This window comes from Flaviflexus equikiangi (genome assembly GCF_014069875.1).
Classification (GTDB): domain Bacteria; phylum Actinomycetota; class Actinomycetes; order Actinomycetales; family Actinomycetaceae; genus Flaviflexus; species Flaviflexus equikiangi.
On record NZ_CP059676.1, the window covers coordinates 2073331 to 2094142 of the forward strand.

The following is a 20812-nucleotide window of genomic DNA, read 5'->3' on the forward strand; positions in this document are numbered from 1 at the left end:
GAATGGTGGGCGTCCCAGTGTCACGTGCCGCTAGGGCTGCGTGTCAGCGGCGAACCGCCGGGGTGTCGACCATGTCGCCATCCCAGTCGCCGATGAAGACGTCATCGCCAACGCGTCCGAATCCGAGGGAGCTTCCTGCGAAGCCGCCCACGAGGTCGTTGTTGATGATGAAGACGTTGCCGCGACGCAGCGAGATGGTGTCGTAACCATTGCCGTTGTAGTCGCCTGCGAACGCCTTGTCCGTTGCCCGGCCGTAGTTGAACTCGTGGCTGGCTGCCCCGCCGACGAGCTCGTTGTTCACGAAGAACGCGTTGCCGCGTCGAACCGTGATCGTGTCCTTCGTGTCATTATCCCAGTCGCCGGTGAGGATCTCGTCCCCGCGGCGTCCGTAGTTGAACTGCAGGTCGGCTGCGCCGCCCTTGAGCTCGTTGTTCAGGTAGAACGTGTTGCCGCGGCGGACACCGAAGGTGTCGTAGCCGTCGCCGTCCCAGTCACCGACAATGACCTCGTCGCCGAGGCGGCCGTACCTGAACTCGACCTCGGCGTCGCCGCCCTTGAGCTCGTTCGTGACGTAGAAGGTGGTGCCGCGACGGACAGCGAAGGTGTCCTTGCCGTCGTTGTCCCAGTCACCTGCAAAGACTTCGTCTCCGGCCCGGCCGAAGCCGAACTCGATCGCGGCGACAGTGGATGTCCAGTCATTCGAGACGTAGAACCAGTTGCCGACGGAAGGAGCGATCTTCGCAGAGACGGGGATGGTGACGTCGGTGTCGACATCGCCATTGGCGAAGGTCGTCACGATACGCAGCTCGGAAACAGCAGGCACGTCCGCGGGAACAGCAACCGTCACGGCCGCGGTACCCGTGTCATCACGGTTCGGAACGATCGTCGCATCAATAGCCGAGGAACCAACCTCAACACCATTGAGATACACAGTGACCGTGTCCGGCTTCTCCTCCAACGCCGTGAACACCAGCGAAGCAAGCTCCACCTCAGCACTCGCACCCGCAACCAACGGATCATGAATCAGACCGATCGAACGCTGACCCGCAGGAATCGTATCCGCATTACCCGCCTTGATGTAATCAACATAGGCCTGAAGATCAACAATGCCAGTCTCCACAGGATTCGTGCCCTGCGCGAACTCCGTGAAACCATCCTGACCCGTCAACAAGAACGTATTCGACGCAACCGTGTACGTCGCCGCCTTATCAACCGGCACACCATCAATCCACACACCCGTGATATCGCCACCATCTTCAGCGGTCCAATCATAGGTGTACGTCACGTTATCCGACAGACCAAGACGCAGCACAGGACGCGACGCACCAGGCTGGAACTGCTGCTCCAACACCGTGTACACCTGCTCACCCGTCAGATCAATCGTGCCAATCGTGTTACCGAACGGCTGAGCCGAGAACGCCTCACCATACGTGACCTTCCCATCACCACCAGCGGGAAGACTATCGAGATCGTTACGCAGACCACCCGGATTCGTCAAACCAAAATCAGCACCCGACAGCTTATTCGCCGTCATCAACGCCGCATTGGCAACATGGTTACCCATCGAGGACTCAGTCCCACGATTCGACCCCATATCCGAACCCGTATTCGTCCCACGGAAAGCATTCTCCGTGATCTCGGCAAGAACCTCAGCGCCAAGCACCTCAGCCTCAGCCTTAGCCGCATCAACAAGCGCCTGGATCTCAGGATCCGCAGCAACCGACTTATCAAGGTCAACAATCTTCGTGTCATCAATCGTGACAACACCCTCAGCCGACACACTCAACGTCGCATGAGCAAACTTCTGACCATACTGACCACCCTGAAGAATCGGCGCACCAGCATCCGTCATCACATTCGACGAAATATGGGTATGACCGGCAAACACCAGATCAACATCCCCCGACAAGCCCTTCGCAACCGAGTCGCCCTCATGGAACAGCGACACAACCACATCAGCCTCACCGTTAGCAGGATTCCCATCCTTCAACTGCGCAGCCACATCATTCGTCGTCGCCACAGGATCAGCAAACGTCAGACCCGCAATACCATCAGGCACCACGATCGTCGGCGTCGTCTCCGTCACCGAACCAACAAAAGCAACACTCACGCCATCAATATCCACCACCTCATACGGCGGCGTATTGATCGCGTCAGCACCCCCAACATTCGCACCCAGATACGAGAAATCAATCAACGGAATCACACGATCCGTCAAATCCGCATACCCCTGATCGAACTCATGGTTACCCACAGCCGACACATCCAGACCCATCGCATTCAGAACATTCAACGTCGGAACATCCTGCGCAATAGCAGACACATACGCAGACCCACCAATATTGTCACCCGCAGAAACAAACACGGTGTTCTCATTAGCAGCCCGCACAGCATCAATCTGCGTCTTCAAATACGGAGCAGTCTCGATATAACCATGGAAATCAGTAATCCCCACAACATCAATCGTGACTGAGCCACCGGCAACCTTGACGGGGATGGTGACGTCGGTGTCGACATCGCCATTGGCGAAGGTCGTCACGATACGCAGCTCGGAAACAGCAGGCACGTCCGCGGGAACAGCAACCGTCACGGCCGCGGTACCCGTGTCATCACGGTTCGGAACGATCGTCGCATCAATAGCCGAGGAACCAACCTCAACACCATTGAGATACACAGTGACCGTGTCCGGCTTCTCCTCCAACGCCGTGAACACCAGCGAAGCAAGCTCCACCTCAGCACTCGCACCCGCAACCAACGGATCATGAATCAGACCGATCGAACGCTGACCCGCAGGAATCGTATCCGCATTACCCGCCTTGATGTAATCAACATAGGCCTGAAGATCAACAATGCCAGTCTCCACAGGATTCGTGCCCTGCGCGAACTCCGTGAAACCATCCTGACCCGTCAACAAGAACGTATTCGACGCAACCGTGTACGTCGCCGCCTTATCAACCGGCACACCATCAATCCACACACCCGTGATATCGCCACCATCTTCAGCGGTCCAATCATAGGTGTACGTCACGTTATCCGACAGACCAAGACGCAGCACAGGACGCGACGCACCAGGCTGGAACTGCTGCTCCAACACCGTGTACACCTGCTCACCCGTCAGATCAATCGTGCCAATCGTGTTACCGAACGGCTGAGCCGAGAACGCCTCACCATACGTGACCTTCCCATCACCACCAGCGGGAAGACTATCGAGATCGTTACGCAGACCACCCGGATTCGTCAAACCAAAATCAGCACCCGACAGCTTATTCGCCGTCATCAACGCCGCATTGGCAACATGGTTACCCATCGAGGACTCAGTCCCACGATTCGACCCCATATCCGAACCCGTATTCGTCCCACGGAAAGCATTCTCCGTGATCTCGGCAAGAACCTCAGCGCCAAGCACCTCAGCCTCAGCCTTAGCCGCATCAACAAGCGCCTGGATCTCAGGATCCGCAGCAACCGACTTATCAAGGTCAACAATCTTCGTGTCATCAATCGTGACAACACCCTCAGCCGACACACTCAACGTCGCATGAGCAAACTTCTGACCATACTGACCACCCTGAAGAATCGGCGCACCAGCATCCGTCATCACATTCGACGAAATATGGGTATGACCGGCAAACACCAGATCAACATCCCCCGACAAGCCCTTCGCAACCGAGTCGCCCTCATGGAACAGCGACACAACCACATCAGCCTCACCGTTAGCAGGATTCCCATCCTTCAACTGCGCAGCCACATCATTCGTCGTCGCCACAGGATCAGCAAACGTCAGACCCGCAATACCATCAGGCACCACGATCGTCGGCGTCGTCTCCGTCACCGAACCAACAAAAGCAACACTCACGCCATCAATATCCACCACCTCATACGGCGGCGTATTGATCGCGTCAGCACCCCCAACATTCGCACCCAGATACGAGAAATCAATCAACGGAATCACACGATCCGTCAAATCCGCATACCCCTGATCGAACTCATGGTTACCCACAGCCGACACATCCAGACCCATCGCATTCAGAACATTCAACGTCGGAACATCCTGCGCAATAGCAGACACATACGCAGACCCACCAATATTGTCACCCGCAGAAACAAACACGGTGTTCTCATTAGCAGCCCGCACAGCATCAATCTGCGTCTTCAAATACGGAGCAGTCTCGATATAACCATGGAAATCAGTAATCCCCACAACATCAATCGTGACTGTTTCAGTATTCGTGTTTTGCGGTTCGACAACAGCAGTCTTGTCGCTGTCATCTCCCGCCGGTGCGGCTGTGGCTGGGGCGGCTATGCCCATGGCGACGAGCGCGACCGTTGCTGTCACAGCAAGGGGGCGCCGTGCGCCCAGTAAGTGATTTCTCATCACATACCGTCCTATCTCTCAGAAAGTCATGACACGATCCAACTTACCTGGGATCGGTGAAGTGTGGGTTAACTTACGCAAACAACGACCATGTGGTTCGTTGTGGACTCTCGGTGAATCTCTGGTCCCGAGCGCGCTCAACTAGAATGCTGACGAAGCCACTCAGTGGAGCGCGATCTGGAAGGAACGCCATATGGAAGCGTCGCTCACCCTCTATGGGACTCCTGTTGTCCCCGGGGTCTCCTACGGAAAGACAGCCTGGGCACGGGCAGTACCCGAGCCCGAGGACACGTCGGAGGTGATCAGCGAAGATAGGCGGGGGATCGAATCCGAGCGTTTCACCGCCGCGGCGGATGCTGTCGCGGGACGCCTCCTCGATCGTGCCGCGAATACGGTCGGCACAGCATCTGACATCCTGGCCGTCTCTGCCGGCTTCGCGAAGGATGCTGGGTGGCGCAGAGAAGTGTCAAAGCGGATCGCGTCGGGCACCCCAGCGGTCCAGTCAGTTGCCCAGGCCACCGCCATGTTCGCCGATATCTTCAAGCAGGCGGGCGGGCTCATGGCGGAGCGCGTCACCGACCTCCTCGACATGAGGAACCGTGTCATCGCTGAGATCAACGGCGATCCGGAGCCTGGTGTCCCGACACCCGATGAGCCGATCATTCTCCTCGCGGACGATCTCGCACCCGCCGACACGGCCGGCCTCGACCCGGACCTCATCCTCGGCATCATCACCCGTCTCGGCGGCCCCACGTCCCACACGTCGATCATCTGCCGCCAGCTCTCCATCCCCTGCATCGTCGCCGCCCGCGACCTCGGGAATGTGCCCAACGGCGCGACGCTGATCATGGACGGGGATTCGGGTGAGTACTCGGTCGATCCCGACACGGAGACCGCCGAGTCTCTCGCACGAGAAGATGCTGAACGGCGCAGACTGGCTCGCTCCTGGCACGGCCCTGCACAGACCAAGGACGGCCATGCCGTCGAAATCCTTGCCAACATCCAGGATCGTGCGGGCGCTGAGCGCGCCGAAGAATCACAGGCCTCCGGCATCGGACTCTTCCGAACCGAGCTCGGCTTCCTCAACACCCCGACCGAGCCCTCCGTCGAGGAGCAGGTCAAGCTCTACAGTTCAGTCTTCCAATGCTTCCCCGGCGCGAAGATCGTTGTCCGAACGCTCGACGCCGGGTCGGACAAGCCGGTCGCCTTCGCATCGGTGCCGAACGAAGAGAACCCGGCGCTCGGAGTGCGCGGACTGCGCACCTCCGGCATCGACCAGGGTCTTCTCACCCGCCAGATCGAGGCACTCGTCGAGGCCTCGAACGAGCACGACGGCCCGAATTGGATCATGGCGCCCATGGTGTCGACCGTAGCGGAAGCCCGCTGGTTCGCGTCACTCGTCCGCACCCACGGCATCAAGGCCGGCATCATGATCGAGGTCCCCTCGGCCGCGATCTTGATCGACAAGTTCCTCGAGGAGATCGACTTCGTGTCGATCGGCACGAACGATCTCACCCAGTACGTCATGGCGGCCGATCGAGGCAACGCGAACCTGGCGACGTACACGGACAACTGGCAGCCTGCCGTGCTCACTCTCATCCACGGGATCGCGCAGGCGGGCCTCCGCCACGGCAAGCCTGTCGGAGTGTGCGGGGAAGCGGCAGCGGATCCGAACCTTGCCGCTGTCCTGATCGGCATGGGCGTGACGTCCCTGTCCATGGCGCCCAGCGCGATCCCGTATGTCGGCTCGCGCCTGGACTCCGTCACCTTCGACCAGTGCAGGAGGGCGGCCGATGCTGTCCTCGGCGCAAGCGACCCCGCCGAAGCCCGCTACCTGGCACTTGCTGTCCTCAACGAATCCCACACCTGGTAACTGTCTCGACAAAGAGGAGGGCGGTGGGCTTGTGGCCCACCGCCCTCGATCGATATGAGGGGCCTAGATGACGCCCTGCGCGATCATCGCATCGGCAACGCGAACGAAGCCGGCCGCGTTCGAGCCTGTCACGTAGTCATCGGGACGACCGACGTACGTCATCGATGCTTCCGTGCACTGGTTGTGGATATCTTCCATGATCGTGTCGAGACGGTTGGCGACATCCTCCGCAGTCCAGGACTGGCGTGCGGCGTTCTGCTGCATCTCCAGAGCGGAGACGGCGACGCCGCCCGCATTGGCAGCCTTGCCGGGGCCGTAGAGGGCGTCAGCATCGTCGAATACCTCAACACCATCAGCTGTGGTCGACATGTTCGAGCCCTCTGCGACGGCCTTGACGCCGTTCTTGATGAGTGTACGAGCGTCCTTCGCGGTGAGCTCGAGCTGGACTGCACACGGGAGGGCGATGTCGACGGGGACGTCCCAGATCGAGCCGCGGGTGTGCAGCTCTGCGCGGGGGCGCTCCTCGACATAGTCGGCAACGCGGCCGCGGTTGACCTCTTTGATGTCCTTGAGGAGCTCGAGGTCGACGCCATCGGCGTCATATACCCAGCCGGACGAGTCGGAGAAGGTGACGGGGCGTGCCCCGTAGGCGAGGAGACGCTCGATCGCGTAGATCGCGACGTTGCCGGAGCCCGAGACGGAGACCGTCTGTCCCTCCAGGCTTTCGCCCCGGGTCTGGAGCATGTTCTCCGTGAACGCGACGAGACCGTAGCCGGTGGCCTCGGTGCGGATGAGAGAGCCTCCCCATTCGACGCCCTTGCCGGTGAGAACGCCCGCCTCGAAGCGTCCGCGGAGCCTCTTGTACTGGCCGAACATGTAGCCGACCTCGCGGCCGCCCACCCCGATGTCACCGGCAGGGATGTCGAGATCCGGGCCGATGTTGCGGTACAGGCCCGTCATGAAGGACTGGCAGAAACGCATGATCTCGTTGTCGGAGCGGCCGTGCGGGTCGAAGTCGGATCCGCCCTTGCCGCCGCCGATCTGCTGGTAGGTGAGAGCATTCTTGAAGGTCTGTTCGAAGCCGAGGAACTTGACGATCGATGCGGTGACGGAAGGATGGAATCGGATCCCACCCTTGTACGGGCCGAGGGCCGAGTTGAACTGGACTCGGTAACCGCGGTTGACGTGGTACTTACCCTCATCGTCGACCCACGGCACACGGAAGTGGATGACACGTTCCGGTTCGATGATTCGCTCGAGGATAGCAGCGTCCTGGTATTCGGGGTGCTGTTCGAGGACGGGAGCGAGGGTCGTCAGCACGCCGGTGACAGCTTCGTGGAACTCCGCTTCGCCAGGGTTACGTACAGCCAGGCCGTCGAGGACTGACTCGATGTATTCATTCGCGATGCTACTCATACCAGAAACGCTAGTTCATTGAGGGAAATCCGCGCACAACCGTCCACTGCGAAATATTCCACATTTCTCGGCCATACCCCCGAACATCGGCAACCCGGAGGTAAATCGCCCAAAGTCCGCCAAAAAAGCACACTCCCCCACGATTGAGATTCCCGATCCGGGAGGCTCTCACGCGAGGGAGTGCATCATATATCGGCCGAAGCCGGTGGACAATACTCAGTTCTGCGGCGCCCGAGGGGTGGGACCGACAAGCTCGTCGATGAGGAACGAGTAGGTTTCCTCGCCCTCGATGACGAGTCGCCTGCCGCCCGTGGTGCCGATGCGGGAGACGGTCACGCCCTCCGCCTCGGCGGCAGCCACGACAACCGGCCAATGCTCCTCGTCCACGGCGATCACCGCACGCGCCTGCGATTCGGAGAACAGCGACACGAAGTCGCCGGCACCGAGCGGACGGACGTCGATAGACGCTCCGACGCGATTGCGGAGCACCATGTCCGTCACCGTCTGGATCAGGCCGCCGTTCGACACGTCATGGGCGGCCTTCGTGATCCCGGCCTCCGCGAGTGCGATGAGAACGTTTCCGAGGGCCACTTCTCGCGCCAGGTTGACCGCGGGCGGGAGCCCTCCGAGATGATCGTGGACGGTGCGCGCCCATGCCGACCCGTCGAGTTCTGCCGCGACGTCCCCGAGGGCGACGATCGCGAGGCCTTCCTCGACCCAGCCCGAAGGGCTGGCGACCGTGACGTCGTCGAGGACGCCGAGCATGCCGACGACGGGGGTCGGGTTGATCGATTCCTCACCGGACGAGTTGTAGAGGGACACGTTGCCGCCGGTGACGGGGATGCCGAGCTCGGCACAGCCGTCTGCCAGCCCCTCCATCGCCTTGACGAGCTGCCACATGAGTTCTGGCTTCTCGGGGTTGCCGAAGTTCAGGCAATCCGTCACGGCGAGCGGGCGGGCACCCACTGTCGCGACGTTCCGGTAGGACTCGGCAAGAGCTTGGCGGGCGCCCTCGTACGGGTCGAGCTTCGTGAACCAGCCGTTTGCGTCTGTCGAGATCGCAACGCCTCGCCCGGTCTCCTCGTCGACACGGATGACCCCCGCATCGTCGGGCTGGGACAGTGCCGTGTTCCCGCGCACGAAGCGGTCGTATTGGCTTGTCACCCAGTCTTTGGGCGCCTGGTTGGGAGAGTGGAGGACCTGGATGATCTGTTCCCGCAGCTCGTCGCCCGGTGCCGGCCATTCCAGCCTGTCGGCCGAGTCCGCCTGCAGGTCGTCCTGCCACGAGGGGCGGGAGTAGGGCCGATCATAGACGGGGCCGTCGACCGCAACGGTTGTCGGATCGACGTCGACGATCCGGTGACCATCGTGATCGATGGTGAGCCTGCCATTGCCGGTCACTTCACCGATGACGGAGGCTTCCACCTCCCATTTGGCGATGATCGCCATGAAGTCATCGAGACGCTCCGGGGAGACGACTGCCATCATCCGTTCCTGGGATTCGGACATGAGGATCTCGCCCGCGTTGAGAGTGGGATCGCGCAGGAGCACCTCTTCCAGATCGACGTGCATGCCCGACCCGCCGTTGGCGGCAAGCTCGGAGGTGGCGCAGGAGATGCCGGCGGCACCGAGGTCCTGGATCGCCTCGACGGTGCCGTCGCGGAACAGCTCCATGCAGCATTCGATGAGGACCTTCTCCATGAAGGGATCCCCTACCTGAACGGAGGGGCGCTTCGTGGGCACTCCCCCATCGAAAGCCTCGGAGGCAAGGATGGAGGCGCCGCCGATACCATCGCCGCCGGTGCGGGCACCGAACAGGACAATCTTGTTGCCGACGCCTTCGGCGTTGGCAAGATGGATGTCCTCGTGGCGCATGACGCCGACCGCGAGGGCGTTGACGAGCGGGTTGCCCTGGTAGGAGGAATCGAATTCGACTTCCCCTCCGATGTTGGGCAGGCCGAGGCTGTTGCCGTAGCCGGCGATGCCGGAGATGGCACCGTTGGCCACCCGCCACGTGTCTTGCTCGTTCGGGTCCCCGAAGCGCAGCTGGTCCATGACGGCGACGGGACGCGCACCCATGGCGATGATGTCGCGGACGATGCCGCCGACTCCCGTGGCGGCTCCCTGATAGGGCTCCACGTAGGAGGGTGAGTTGTGCGACTCCACTTTGAACGTGACCGCCCAACCATCGCCGATGTCGACGACGCCGGCGTTCTGGCCCATGCCGACCAGGAGATGCTTGCTCATGGCCTTCGTCGTCTTGGCGCCGAACTGTTCCTTCAAATGCTTTTTGGAGGACTTGTAGGAGCAGTGTTCCGACCACATGACGGAGTACATGGCGAGTTCCGCATTCGTGGGACGCCGGCCGAGCAGTTCCTTGATGTGGGCGTATTCGTTGTCTTTCAGGCCGAGGGCCGCGTACGGCATCTCCTGGTCGGGCGTGGCTGCCGCATTCGCAACGGTATCGTGGATCATCGGAGAACCCCCATGAGTGACTGGAAGATGATGAGGCCGTCGGTTCCGGTGCGGATGCCGGACGGGGAGTCGGGACCGTAGCCCGCTTCCACAGCATGCTCGGGGTGCGGCATGAGGCCGACAACGTTCCCGGCGGCGTTGGAGATTCCTGCGATATCGTTTCGGGAGCCGTTCGGGTTGCCGTCCACGTAGCGGAAGACCACACGGCCCTCCCCCTCGAGCTCGGCGATCGTCTCGTCGTGCGCCTGGAAGGAGCCCTCCCCGTTCTTGAGCGGGATCGTGATCTCCGCACCTTCCGAGAAGCCGCTCGACCAGGCGGTCCGAGTGGATTCCACGCGGAGCTTCTGTTCGCGGCAGATAAACTTCTGGTGGTCGTTGCGCACGAGAGCGCCGGGCAGCAGCCCGGACTCGCACAGCACCTGGAATCCGTTGCAGATGCCGAGAACGGGCATGCCGTCCTTGGCTCGGTCGATCACGGATTGCATGACCGGGGCGAGAGCCGCGATGGCACCGCACCGGAGGTAATCGCCGTACGAGAACCCGCCGGGAATGATCACAGCGTCGACACCGTGAAGGTCTCGATCAGCGTGCCAGAGCTCCACGGCCTGCCCGCCGGCCAGCCGGACTGCCCTTCGCGCGTCCCCCTCATCGAGGGAGCCCGGGAAGGTGATGACACCTACCTTCACTTGTCCTCCGCATAGATGCCGACGACATCCTCGATGACGGGATTGGAGAGCACGCCTTCGGCCGCTTTCCGTGCCGCCTCGAGGGCTTCATCTGTGACGTCACCCTCAACGGTCAACTCGAACCGTTTACCCTGGCGAACGTCGGTGAACTCGGTGAAACCCTGGTGCGAGAGAGCGCCAGCAATGGCTTTCCCTTGCGGATCAAGGATTTCAGGCTTCGGCATGACTTCTACAATGATGCGTCCCATGGGCACAACTGTAGCGCCTGCGCCCCGATCAGCGCCCCCAGGTCTGCCCTGTGAGCCGCTCGTAGGCGTGAATGTATCGTTCCTGTGTTTTCTCCACGACGTGCGCGGGAAGCTCCGGCGGTGCGGACACCCGATCCCAGCCCGATTCGTCCGATGTCAACCAGTCGCGGATGTACTGCTTATCGAGAGAGGGCTGCGCCTTCCCCGGCTCGTAGGTGGCCGCGTCCCAGAACCTCGACGAGTCCGGGGTCAGGATCTCGTCAGCCAAGACGAGGTCTGTCTCGCCCGGCTGGAGGCGCCTGCCGAACTCGAACTTCGTATCCGCCAGGATGATGCCCTGCTTCGCGGCGATCTCTCGGGCCCGGTTGTAGAGGGCTAGGGAAATGGAGCGGAGCGAGCGGGCGAGATCCTTCCCTGTGATCTCCTCGACCTGCTCGAACGTGATGTTGACATCGTGATCGCCGACGTCTGCCTTCGCGGCGGGAGTGAAGATCGGCTCGGGCAGTTCATCGCCCTCGCGGAGCCCCTCGGGGAGCGCGATCCCGCAGATCGATCCCGTCTCACGATACTCGGCCAGGGCGGAGCCGCTGATGTAACCGCGCACGACGCACTCGACGGGCACCATCTGCAGACGCTCCGTCAGCATGGCACGGCCCTTCACCTCGTCCGGCACATCGACCGACACGAAATGGTTCTGGGTGACATCGTTCAGCTGATCGAACCACCACATCGTCATCGAGGTGAGGATGCGGCCCTTCCCCGGGATCGGTGTGGGCAGCACATGGTCGAAGGCGGAGATGCGATCCGAGGCCACGATGAGAACCGTGTCGCGGCCCGAATGTGTCGTCAACTCGGTCGGCACATAAAGGTCGCGCACCTTGCCGGACTTGACGTGGGTCCAGCCGCGCAGGTTCTTCGTGGGGCTCTGATTCATGCCCTCATTCTCCCACGAAAAGGGGGAAGTTTCGCCCCCTTCTCCGGCGATTGTTCGCATGGCGACACTCCTTCGAACCTGTGCCCGGTCAGATGCCGGCGGCGATATCGGTCCTGTACTGGGCTCCCTCGAAGGGCTGGATCTTCGCATAGGCATCGGCCCTGGCCTCCGCCACGGTTGCCCCGAACCCTCGCACTGCAAGAACCCTGCCCCCGGATGTCACAACCTGGCCGTCAACCTCGGACGTGCCGGCATGGATGACATCAGTCGACGTGACGGGCACCCCGAGAGTCAGCCTGCCCGGGTAGCCCTCGGCTGCGAGGACGACGGCGACAACGGCGCCCGGATCCCAGTCGAGGGGAGGCACCTGTTCGAGCGTGCCGTTGGCGGCTGCCAGGAGAACGTCCGGGAGTGGGGTGCGGAGCCTGGGCAGGACAGCCTGCGTCTCCGGATCGCCGAAGCGCACATTGAACTCGATGACGCGGATCCCGCGCTCAGTCAGCGCGAGTCCGACATAGAGGATGCCGACGAAGGGAGTGCCCTGCCGCTCCAGCTCGCGGATCACAGGGTAGGCGACACGGTCGAGGACCTCATCCGCCAGCCCGGCGGGAGCCCACGGGAGCGGAGAGTACGATCCCATGCCCCCCGTGTTCGGCCCCTCATCGCCATCGCGCAGACGCTTGAAATCTTGGGCGGCCTCGAGTGGGACGACCGTCTTCCCATCGCACAGGCAGAGCAGGGAAACCTCGGGACCATCGAGGTATTCCTCGATGACAACGGAGCCGCCCCTGTCAATGCAGTAGTAGGCGTGCTCACGGGCCTCCTCGATATCGGTCGTGACAACAACACCCTTCCCGGCCGCCAGACCATCGTCCTTGACGACGAACGGTGCGGGGAACATGTCGAGCGCATCATCAGCCTGCTCGCGCGTGGAACAGATGTGGGCCATCGCGGTGGGAACCTCCGCGAGCGCCATGATCTTCTTCGCGAATGCCTTCGATCCCTCGAGCTGCGCGGCGGCCGCGCTGGGCCCGAACACGGCGATCCCAGCATCGCGCAGATCATCGCTCACCCCGGCAACGAGGGGCGCCTCTGGGCCGATGACGACGAGGTCAACGTTGCGGCGCAGCGCAATCTGCACCATATCCTCCCCGCTGAGGATGTCTCCGTCGAGGCATTCGGCATTGGGGATTGCCGCGATGCCGGGGTTGCCGGGAACTGCGATCAGGGTGTCGACGTGGGTGGCCATGGCGAGAGCCAGAGCATGCTCGCGTCCACCGGAACCAAGGAGAAGGATCTTCATGCCTTGAGCCTACCGCCGCCGCGTTCATCGTCCCGCAAGCATCGGCCGATCGTTCGCAGAATGAGCGAGTCTCACACAAGCTGAAGGGCAGGTGCCGTGGCACCTGCCCTTCATTCTCTATGCGAAGAGACTGTGATTACTTGCGTGCTTCCTCGATGCGCCCGCGGTATGCTGCGAGCTCGTTGTTGATCGAGGCGGGAACCCTGTCGCCGAACTGGGTGAAGTATTCCTCGGTGTGGTCGATCTCGGCTGCCCACGCATCGGGGTCGGTCTCGAAGAGCTTGTTCCACTCCTCCTGGCCGACATCGGTGCCTTCAAGGTTGAAGTCTTCAATCTTGGGGTAGCGGCCGGTGATGCCGTCGATGGCCTCGACGCGACCATCGGCGCGGCGGACGATCCAGTCGAGGACACGGGCGTTGTCGCCGAAGCCGGGCCACATGAACTTGCCGTTCTCGTCCTTGCGGAACCAGTTGACCTGGTAGACCTTGGGGAACTTGTCGCCAAGCTTCGCCTGCATCTCCGTCCAGTGGCCCCAGTAGTCGGCCATGTTGTAGCCGCAGAAGGGGAGCATGGCGAAGGGGTCGTGGCGCAGCGAGCCGGCCTTGACGTCCGTCGCGGCAGCGGTGACCTCGGAGGCAACCGATGCGCCGATGAAGACGCCGTGATCCTGGCTGTACTGTTCAGCGACGAGCGGCACGTTCGTGGCGCGGCGTCCGCCGAAGAGGATCGCGTCGATCGCGACACCTTCGGGTGCTTCCCAGTCGGGGCAGACGATCGGGCACTGCGAGGCGGGGACGGTGAAGCGCGAGTTCGGGTGAGCGGCGAGCTTGCCCTCCTCAGCGTCAGCCTTCGTGTAGTCGTTGCCGTGCCAGTCGATGAGGTGATCCGGCATCTCGCCGTCGATGCCCTCCCACCAGACATCGCCATCATCAGTCAGGGCGACGTTGGTGAAGATGGAGTTGGCGCGTGCCGTGTCCATGGCCATCGGGTTCGTCTTGTAGGACGTGCCCGGTGCGACGCCGAAGAAGCCTGCCTCGGGGTTGATCGCACGCAGCGTGCCGTCTTCGCCGGGGCGCATCCATGCGATGTCGTCGCCGATCGTCTCGACCTTGTAGCCCTCGATCGTGGGCTGGAGCATGGCAAGGTTGGTCTTGCCACAGGCGGACGGGAAGGCCGCTGCGACATGGAACTGCTTGCCGGTCTCCTCTTCGGTGAGGCGGAGGATGAGCATGTGCTCAGCCATCCAGCCGTCACGGCGTGCCATCGTCGAGGCGATGCGGAGAGCGAAGCACTTCTTGCCGAGCAGGGCGTTGCCGCCGTAGCCGGAGCCGTAGGACCAGATCTCGTTCGTCTCGGGGAAGTGCGTAATGTACTTCTCCTCGTTGCACGGCCATGCGGTGTCGGGGCGTTCATTGCCCTCGGCGTCGATGAGCGGGTAGCCGACCGAGTGCACGGCGGGGACCCATTCCTGGCCCTTGCCGATGAGCTCGAGGGCGGGGGTGCCCATGCGAGTCATGATCCTCATGTTGACGACAACGTAGGGGGAGTCGGTGATCTCGATGCCGAGCTGCGAGATCGGACCGCCGATGGGACCCATGGAGAACGGAATCACGTACATGGTGCGTCCGCGCATCGAACCGTCGAAGAGCGGGTTGAGGATTGCCTTCATTTCCTTCGGGTCGGCCCAGTTGTTGGTCGGCCCAGCATCTTCTTCCTTCTCGGAGCAGATGTATGTCCGCGACTCAACGCGGGCGACGTCCGAGGGGAGTGAACGGGCCAGGAACGAGTTCGGCCTCTTCTCGGGGTTGAGACGGGTGAACATACCAGACTCCACCATCTGCCCGGTGAGCAGGTTCCACTCTTCCTCTGATCCGTCAACCCAGAAAATATCCGTGGGCTTGGTCAGGTTGGCGATCTCGGTTACCCATGCAACGAGATCCGCCGGGGCGATCTCGGGAGCATCTGCCTTGACACCTTCGACGGTGTAGGTCTTGTCAGTCATCGCGCTTCCTCCTAGAAACTAGGCGATGGTCTTTTTCCTTCTATGGTCAAGTACCGATATAAATTATCCACCTCGATAACGGCTTTTAGCTGGGACTATAGGCTTTAATTACAAGGGAAATAACTAGGACTGTTGACCCAGAAGTCCCTATAATCGTGTCCTATTTGTCCGCTGCTGAGTGCAGGTTGGACGCATCGGGATCCGTTGATGAAATTCCGACCAATTCGGACATATGTCATTGACTGTTCCCCGGAACCGGATAAGGGTGCTGAATGAGAGAGCTCCCCAGGGAGAATGCTCGCAATAACGGGCAGATGACTACTAGTGTGGTGGCAAGGCCCAGCTTCCGGCATCCTGAAAGGATCCCCATGAATACACGCACGAAAAGGGCGCTGGCAATCACAGCTATCGCGCCGACCCTGCTCGTCCTCTCAGCCTGCCGAGGGGACATCGCCATCCAGATCCAGGAGGACGGCTCCGCCTCCATGGTGATGGAGATGGAAGACACCACCGGCATGCTCTCCGGCTTCGGCTACACCTGTGACGATCTGTTCTCCGAGCTCGGCGTCGAAGACCCCTTCGATGCGGAAGAGGAAGAGGTCATCATCGAGGACATCTCAGGCGAGAATCTCGCCTGCCGGATGACATCGACGACGACGGAGGATCTCGTGGACGGCGAGACGCTCATCGACAACGGCGACACATTCACCTTCGTCGCTGAAGCAGACCCCTCGGCCGCCATGGACGACGAACTGCCCCCGGGCATGGAATTCGAGTTCACCATGTCGATACAGATGCCGGGAGACATCGTCGAAGCCACGAACGGCGGAGTCATCGACGGAAACCGAGCAACATACGACGTCTTCGAGGCATTGACGACGGGCTTCGAAGTAACCGGATACAAGACGGGCTCTGGCTCTGGCTCTGGCTCTGGCTCTGGGACCGCAGACGCCCCTGCGGCAGACTCCGATGAGTCCGGATTCCCCCTGTGGGCATGGTTCGTCATCGGTGGCGGCCTCCTGATCCTCGCCGGCATCGCAACCGTCCTCATCCTCCGCGGCAAGAAGAATAAGACCGAAGATTACGGCCCGCTCGGCTTCAACCCGGGCGATGGTCAGTATCCGGGGCAGTACGGCGGCCCCCAGCCCGGCCCCTACGGGCAGGGCGGTCCGATCCCGCAGGGAGGACAGTATCCCCAGGGCGGCCAGTACCCGCAGGGAGGCCAATACGGCAGTCATCCCAACCCGTATGGCAGCCAGCCCTACAACCCGAATCAGCCGTATAACCCCAACCAGCAGCCCCCGCAACAGCCGTACAACCCGAACCAGCCGCCCCACAATCAGGGCAACTGGAATTCGCCGAGCTAGCCTCGAGAAAGCTCCCCGGATCCTCTCTGGATCCGGGGAGCAGTCTATGTCGCTAGCCGACTGTGCGGGCCAGGGTCACACGAGGGGGAAACGCACGATCGTCTGTTCGCGGCCCGGGCCAACACCCACGGAGGAGATCCGCACGCCGGAGAGCTCCTCGAGAGCGAGAACATAATCCTGGGCGTTCTGGGGAAGATCCTCGAACTCGGTCGCGTCAGAGATATCCTCCTGCCAGCCCGGGAAGTACTCGTAGATGGGCTTCGCGTGATGGAAGGACGTCTGGTCGGCAGGCATGTCGTCGTATCGGACGCCGTCAACCTCGTAGGCGACACAGACGGGAATCTGCTCGAGAGTCGACAGGATGTCGAGCTTCGTCAGGACCAGGTCCGTCAACGAGTTCACTCGAGTGGCATAGCGGGCCACGACTGCGTCGTACCAGCCGCAGCGGCGGGGACGGCCAGTCGTCGTACCGTACTCTCCGCCGCGCTCACGCAGCCAGTCACCCTCGGCCCCATCGAGCTCCGTGGGGAACGGTCCCTCCCCGACACGGGTGATGTAGGCCTTCGCGACACCAGCCACTCGGTCGATCCGGGTGGGACCCACACCCGATCCGGTGCACGCGCCGCCAGCTGTAGCGGACGACGATGTCACGAACGGATACGTGCCATGGTCGACATCGAGCATGGTGGCCTGCCCGCCTTCGAAGACAACAGTCTTCCCCTCGTCGAGAGCATCGTTGAGCAGGTTCGTCACGTTGCACACCATGGGGCGGATACGGTCCGCATACTTGAGGAGCTCTTCCGTCACGACCTCAGCATCTGCCGTCTTCGTGTTGAAGACCTTGAGGAACATGCTGTTCTTCTGGTCGAGAGCGGCCTCGACCTTCTGGCGCAGGATCGGGGCGTCGAAGAGATCCTGGACGCGGATGCCGATCCTGTTCATCTTGTCCGCATACGTCGGGCCGATGCCACGACCGGTCGTACCGATCTTCCGCTTCCCCAGGAAGCGTTCCGTCACCTTGTCGAGAGTGCGGTTGTAGGAGGGGATGATGTGAGCATTCGCCGACACCTTCAACCGTGAGGCGTCGATGCCGCGGCTCTTCAGCTCATCGATCTCTTGGAAGAGAACATCAAGATCGACGACGACACCCCCGCCGATCACTGGCGTGCAGGACTCGGTGAGAGCACCGGCGGGAATGAGGTGGAGTGCGAACTTCTCACCGTTCACCACGATCGTGTGCCCGGCATTGTTGCCGCCGTTGAACTTCACGACATAGTCGACGTCGGTGCCGAGCTGGTCGGTTGCCTTGCCCTTCCCTTCATCGCCCCACTGTGCGCCGATGACAATAAGTGCCGGCATCATGTTCTCCTTCAAATTTTGAACTGAAAGCCTGTTCAGTCTAGACAACTCCGCTGGTAGGGACAGCACTGTCTCGCCGTCCAGGCACCTCGAAAAGCATACAAGGAGTGACACGCCGCCGCCCTGGGACCGTTGGGAATCACATAGGACCTCACTCACAGCCGAGAGCAAGCCCCAACCTCGGCTTGAGTGAGATTCCATTGCGGTTCTTCGGCTGGGTTGCACCGTTCCGAGTGTGCGCACCACCGTCCGTGCAGGCCGTCATCACCACCAGACAATCTGAGAGCGGTCCAGGCAAGCCGGTTTGCTCGCAAGGACCGCTCTAGACCCACTAAGCTTGCCGACAGGGCACATTGCCGCCTTTTCATTACGAAGGAGAAATCTGTGACTTCTGATCTCACATCCAGCCTGGGTTCTTTCACCCGCGCTGTCGCGGGACGGTCCCCCGAATCCTCAACACCCATGGAGGTGTGGTCGGGCCTGTCCTCGAATATCGTCGACCTTATTGCGGACGATTGGGAGAAGTCTGTTTCCCGTGCGGCTACCGGCCGTCAGCAGCACTACTTCTCGGCTGAGTTCCTCATGGGCCGCGCCCTCCTCAACAACCTGACGAACCTCAATCTCGTCGATACGGCCGCGAAGGCCGTCAAGGCCCACGGCCAGAACCTGTCTGACGTGCTCGAGGCTGAACACGACGCGGCGCTGGGCAACGGCGGTCTCGGCCGTCTCGCCGCCTGCTTCCTCGACTCGTGCGCAACTCTCGATCTTCCCGTCACCGGATACGGCATCCTCTACCGTTACGGCCTGTTCAAGCAGTCTTTCGAGGATGGCTTCCAGCGCGAACATCCGGACCCGTGGATGGAGGAGGGCTATCCCTTCGTCATCCGCCGCGAGGAGGAGGCCCGGTACGTCAAGTTCGACGATCTCGACGTCCGTGCGGTCCCCTACGACATGCCGATCACCGGCTACGGCACGAACAACGTGGGCACGCTCCGCCTGTGGAAGTCGGAGCCGATGGAGGAGTTCGACTACGACGCGTTCAACTCACAGCGCTTCACCGATGCGATCGTCGAGCGTGAGCGCGTCGCAGACCTGTGCCGCGTGCTCTACCCGAACGACACGACGTATGAGGGGAAGGTCCTGCGCGTCCGCCAGCAGTACTTCTTCGTCTCCGCATCCCTCCAGACCATGGTCGATTCCTATATCGCACATCACGGCACCGACATGTCGAAGTTCGCCGAATACAACTGTATCCAGCTCAACGATACTCACCCGGTGCTTGCCGTTCCGGAGCTGATGCGGATCCTCCTCGACGACCACGGCATGACGTGGGAGGACGCCTGGGATATTACGACGAAGACATTCGCCTACACGAACCACACGATCCTCACCGAGGCGTTGGAGACGTGGGAGTACTCGATCTTCCAGCAGCTGTTCGGCCGCGTTCTCGAGATCATTGCCGAGATCGATCGCCGCTTCCGCATCGATATGGCCCAGCGCGGCATTGCCGATGATCGGATCGATTTCCTGGCCCCGATCTCGCAGGGCCGGATCCACATGGCATGGATCGCCTGCTATGCCTCGTTCTCGATCAACGGTGTGGCCGCGATCCACACGAACATCCTCAAGAAGGACACGTTGAACGACTGGTACGAGATCTGGCCGGAGAAGTTCAACAACAAGACGAACGGTGTGACGCCGCGCCGCTGGCTCAACCAGTGCAACCCGCGTCTTGCCAAGCTCCTGACGAAGCAGGTCGGTTCCGATGCGTGGGTCTCGAACCTCGACATGCTGGCGCCGCTCTCAGCGAAGGCGCACCTGAAGTCGATTCAGAAGGAACTCATCAAGATCAAGCGGGCGAACAAGAAGGACTTTGCGGACTGGATCGAGAAGCGCCAGGGCATCACCATCAATCCGGATGCGGTGTTCGATGTTCAGATCAAGCGTCTGCACGAGTACAAGCGCCAGCTCCTCAATGCCTTCTATGTCCTCGATCGCTACTTCGCGATCAAGGCGGACCCGAGCCTCGACGTCACCCCGTCGGTCGCGATCTTCGGCGCCAAGGCAGCCCCCGGCTACTTCCGCGCCAAGGGCATCATCAAGCTCATCAACGAGATCGCTGAGCTCGTCAACAACGATCCCGAGATCGGTGACAAGCTCAAGGTCGTCTTCATCGAGAACTACAATGTTTCTCCCGCCGAAAAGGTCATTCCCGCAGCCGACATCTCTGAACAGATCTCGATGGCGGGCAAGGAAGCATCCGGCACGGGCAACATGAAGTTCATGATGAACGGGGCGCTCACACTCGGCACGCTCGATGGCGCGAACGTTGAGATCGTCGATGCTGTCGGCGAAGAGAACGCCTACATCTTCGGTGCAACCGAGGACGAGCTTCCCACGATCATGGCGTCCTACGATCCGTATGCGGCGATGGAGTCAACGGAGGGTCTGACCCGCGTCGTCAACGCGCTCACCGATGGCACGCTCGACGACAACGGTTCCGGCATGTTTGCCGACATTCGCCGCTCCCTGCTCGAATCGGGCCCCGGCGGCTCCGACATCTACTACGTCCTCGGCGACTTCGCGTCCTACCGTGAGGCGCGCGATCGCGCACTCAACGATTACCGGGATCAGAACGAGTGGGCGCGCAAGTGCTGGCTCAACATCACCCTGTCGGGACGCTTCTCGTCCGACCGGACGATCAACGATTACGCCCGTGAGGTGTGGCGCATCGAACCCGTCAAGAAGTAGTCGACAGCCTGCTCCCCAGCCGTTGG

Annotated in this window: 12 protein-coding genes; 3 read left to right on the forward strand and 9 right to left on the reverse strand. The window is 61.5% G+C overall.

Annotated features, from left to right (window positions below; translation table 11 throughout):
* Positions 1-43: 43 nt before the first annotated feature.
* Entirely contained in the window at positions 44-4372 is a 4329-nt protein-coding gene (locus H2O75_RS09565) for a bifunctional metallophosphatase/5'-nucleotidase (protein ID WP_259365342.1), read from the reverse strand.
* A 193-nt stretch (positions 4373-4565) separates the two neighbouring features.
* Between H2O75_RS09565 and ptsP the strand changes: the two genes are divergently transcribed.
* Positions 4566-6245, forward strand: a complete 1680-nt coding sequence (ptsP, locus tag H2O75_RS09570) for a phosphoenolpyruvate--protein phosphotransferase (RefSeq protein WP_182171350.1) — start codon at positions 4566-4568, stop codon at positions 6243-6245.
* A 63-nt stretch (positions 6246-6308) separates the two neighbouring features.
* Here the strand turns inward: ptsP and gdhA are convergent, their stop codons facing one another.
* The 7 genes from gdhA to H2O75_RS09605 all read right to left on the reverse strand — a co-directional run bounded on the left by gdhA (position 6309) and on the right by H2O75_RS09605 (position 15309).
* Positions 6309-7661 carry an NADP-specific glutamate dehydrogenase gene (gene gdhA, locus H2O75_RS09575; RefSeq protein ID WP_182171353.1) on the reverse strand — a complete coding sequence of 451 codons (1353 nt, stop codon included), beginning with the start codon at positions 7659-7661 and terminating at the stop codon, positions 6309-6311.
* 216 nt (positions 7662-7877) lie between these two features.
* Complete coding sequence (purL, locus tag H2O75_RS09580; protein WP_182171356.1) at positions 7878-10136, reverse strand: phosphoribosylformylglycinamidine synthase subunit PurL; 2259 nt, start codon at positions 10134-10136, stop codon at positions 7878-7880.
* Complete coding sequence (purQ, locus tag H2O75_RS09585) at positions 10133-10822, reverse strand: phosphoribosylformylglycinamidine synthase subunit PurQ (RefSeq protein WP_182171359.1); 690 nt, start codon at positions 10820-10822, stop codon at positions 10133-10135. Before purQ ends, purL begins: the two co-directional genes overlap by 4 nt.
* Positions 10819-11070 (reverse strand): phosphoribosylformylglycinamidine synthase subunit PurS, encoded by a 252-nt coding sequence (gene purS / locus H2O75_RS09590; protein ID WP_182171362.1) that lies wholly within the window; start codon positions 11068-11070, stop codon positions 10819-10821. Before purS ends, purQ begins: the two co-directional genes overlap by 4 nt.
* A gap of 28 nt (positions 11071-11098) precedes the next feature.
* The gene (locus tag H2O75_RS09595) at positions 11099-12004 is read right to left on the reverse strand and encodes a phosphoribosylaminoimidazolesuccinocarboxamide synthase (protein ID WP_182171365.1); all 906 of its coding nucleotides are present in this window, start codon (positions 12002-12004) and stop codon (positions 11099-11101) included.
* Positions 12005-12092: 88 nt separating this feature from the next.
* On the reverse strand, positions 12093-13307 hold the full coding sequence (gene purD / locus H2O75_RS09600; protein WP_182171368.1) for a phosphoribosylamine--glycine ligase: 1215 nt from the start codon (positions 13305-13307) through the stop codon (positions 12093-12095).
* 136 nt (positions 13308-13443) lie between these two features.
* Complete coding sequence (locus tag H2O75_RS09605; protein WP_182171371.1) at positions 13444-15309, reverse strand: phosphoenolpyruvate carboxykinase (GTP); 1866 nt, start codon at positions 15307-15309, stop codon at positions 13444-13446.
* A 368-nt stretch (positions 15310-15677) separates the two neighbouring features.
* Between H2O75_RS09605 and H2O75_RS09610 the strand changes: the two genes are divergently transcribed.
* Complete coding sequence (locus H2O75_RS09610) at positions 15678-16676, forward strand: hypothetical protein (RefSeq protein ID WP_182171374.1); 999 nt, start codon at positions 15678-15680, stop codon at positions 16674-16676.
* A 75-nt stretch (positions 16677-16751) separates the two neighbouring features.
* Here the strand turns inward: H2O75_RS09610 and H2O75_RS09615 are convergent, their stop codons facing one another.
* A complete protein-coding gene (locus tag H2O75_RS09615) occupies positions 16752-18035 on the reverse strand; it encodes an adenylosuccinate synthase (RefSeq protein WP_182175176.1) in 1284 nt (427 codons plus the stop codon).
* A 384-nt stretch (positions 18036-18419) separates the two neighbouring features.
* Between H2O75_RS09615 and H2O75_RS09620 the strand changes: the two genes are divergently transcribed.
* On the forward strand, positions 18420-20786 hold the full coding sequence (locus tag H2O75_RS09620; RefSeq protein WP_182171377.1) for a glycogen/starch/alpha-glucan phosphorylase: 2367 nt from the start codon (positions 18420-18422) through the stop codon (positions 20784-20786).
* Positions 20787-20812: the final 26 nt, after the last annotated feature.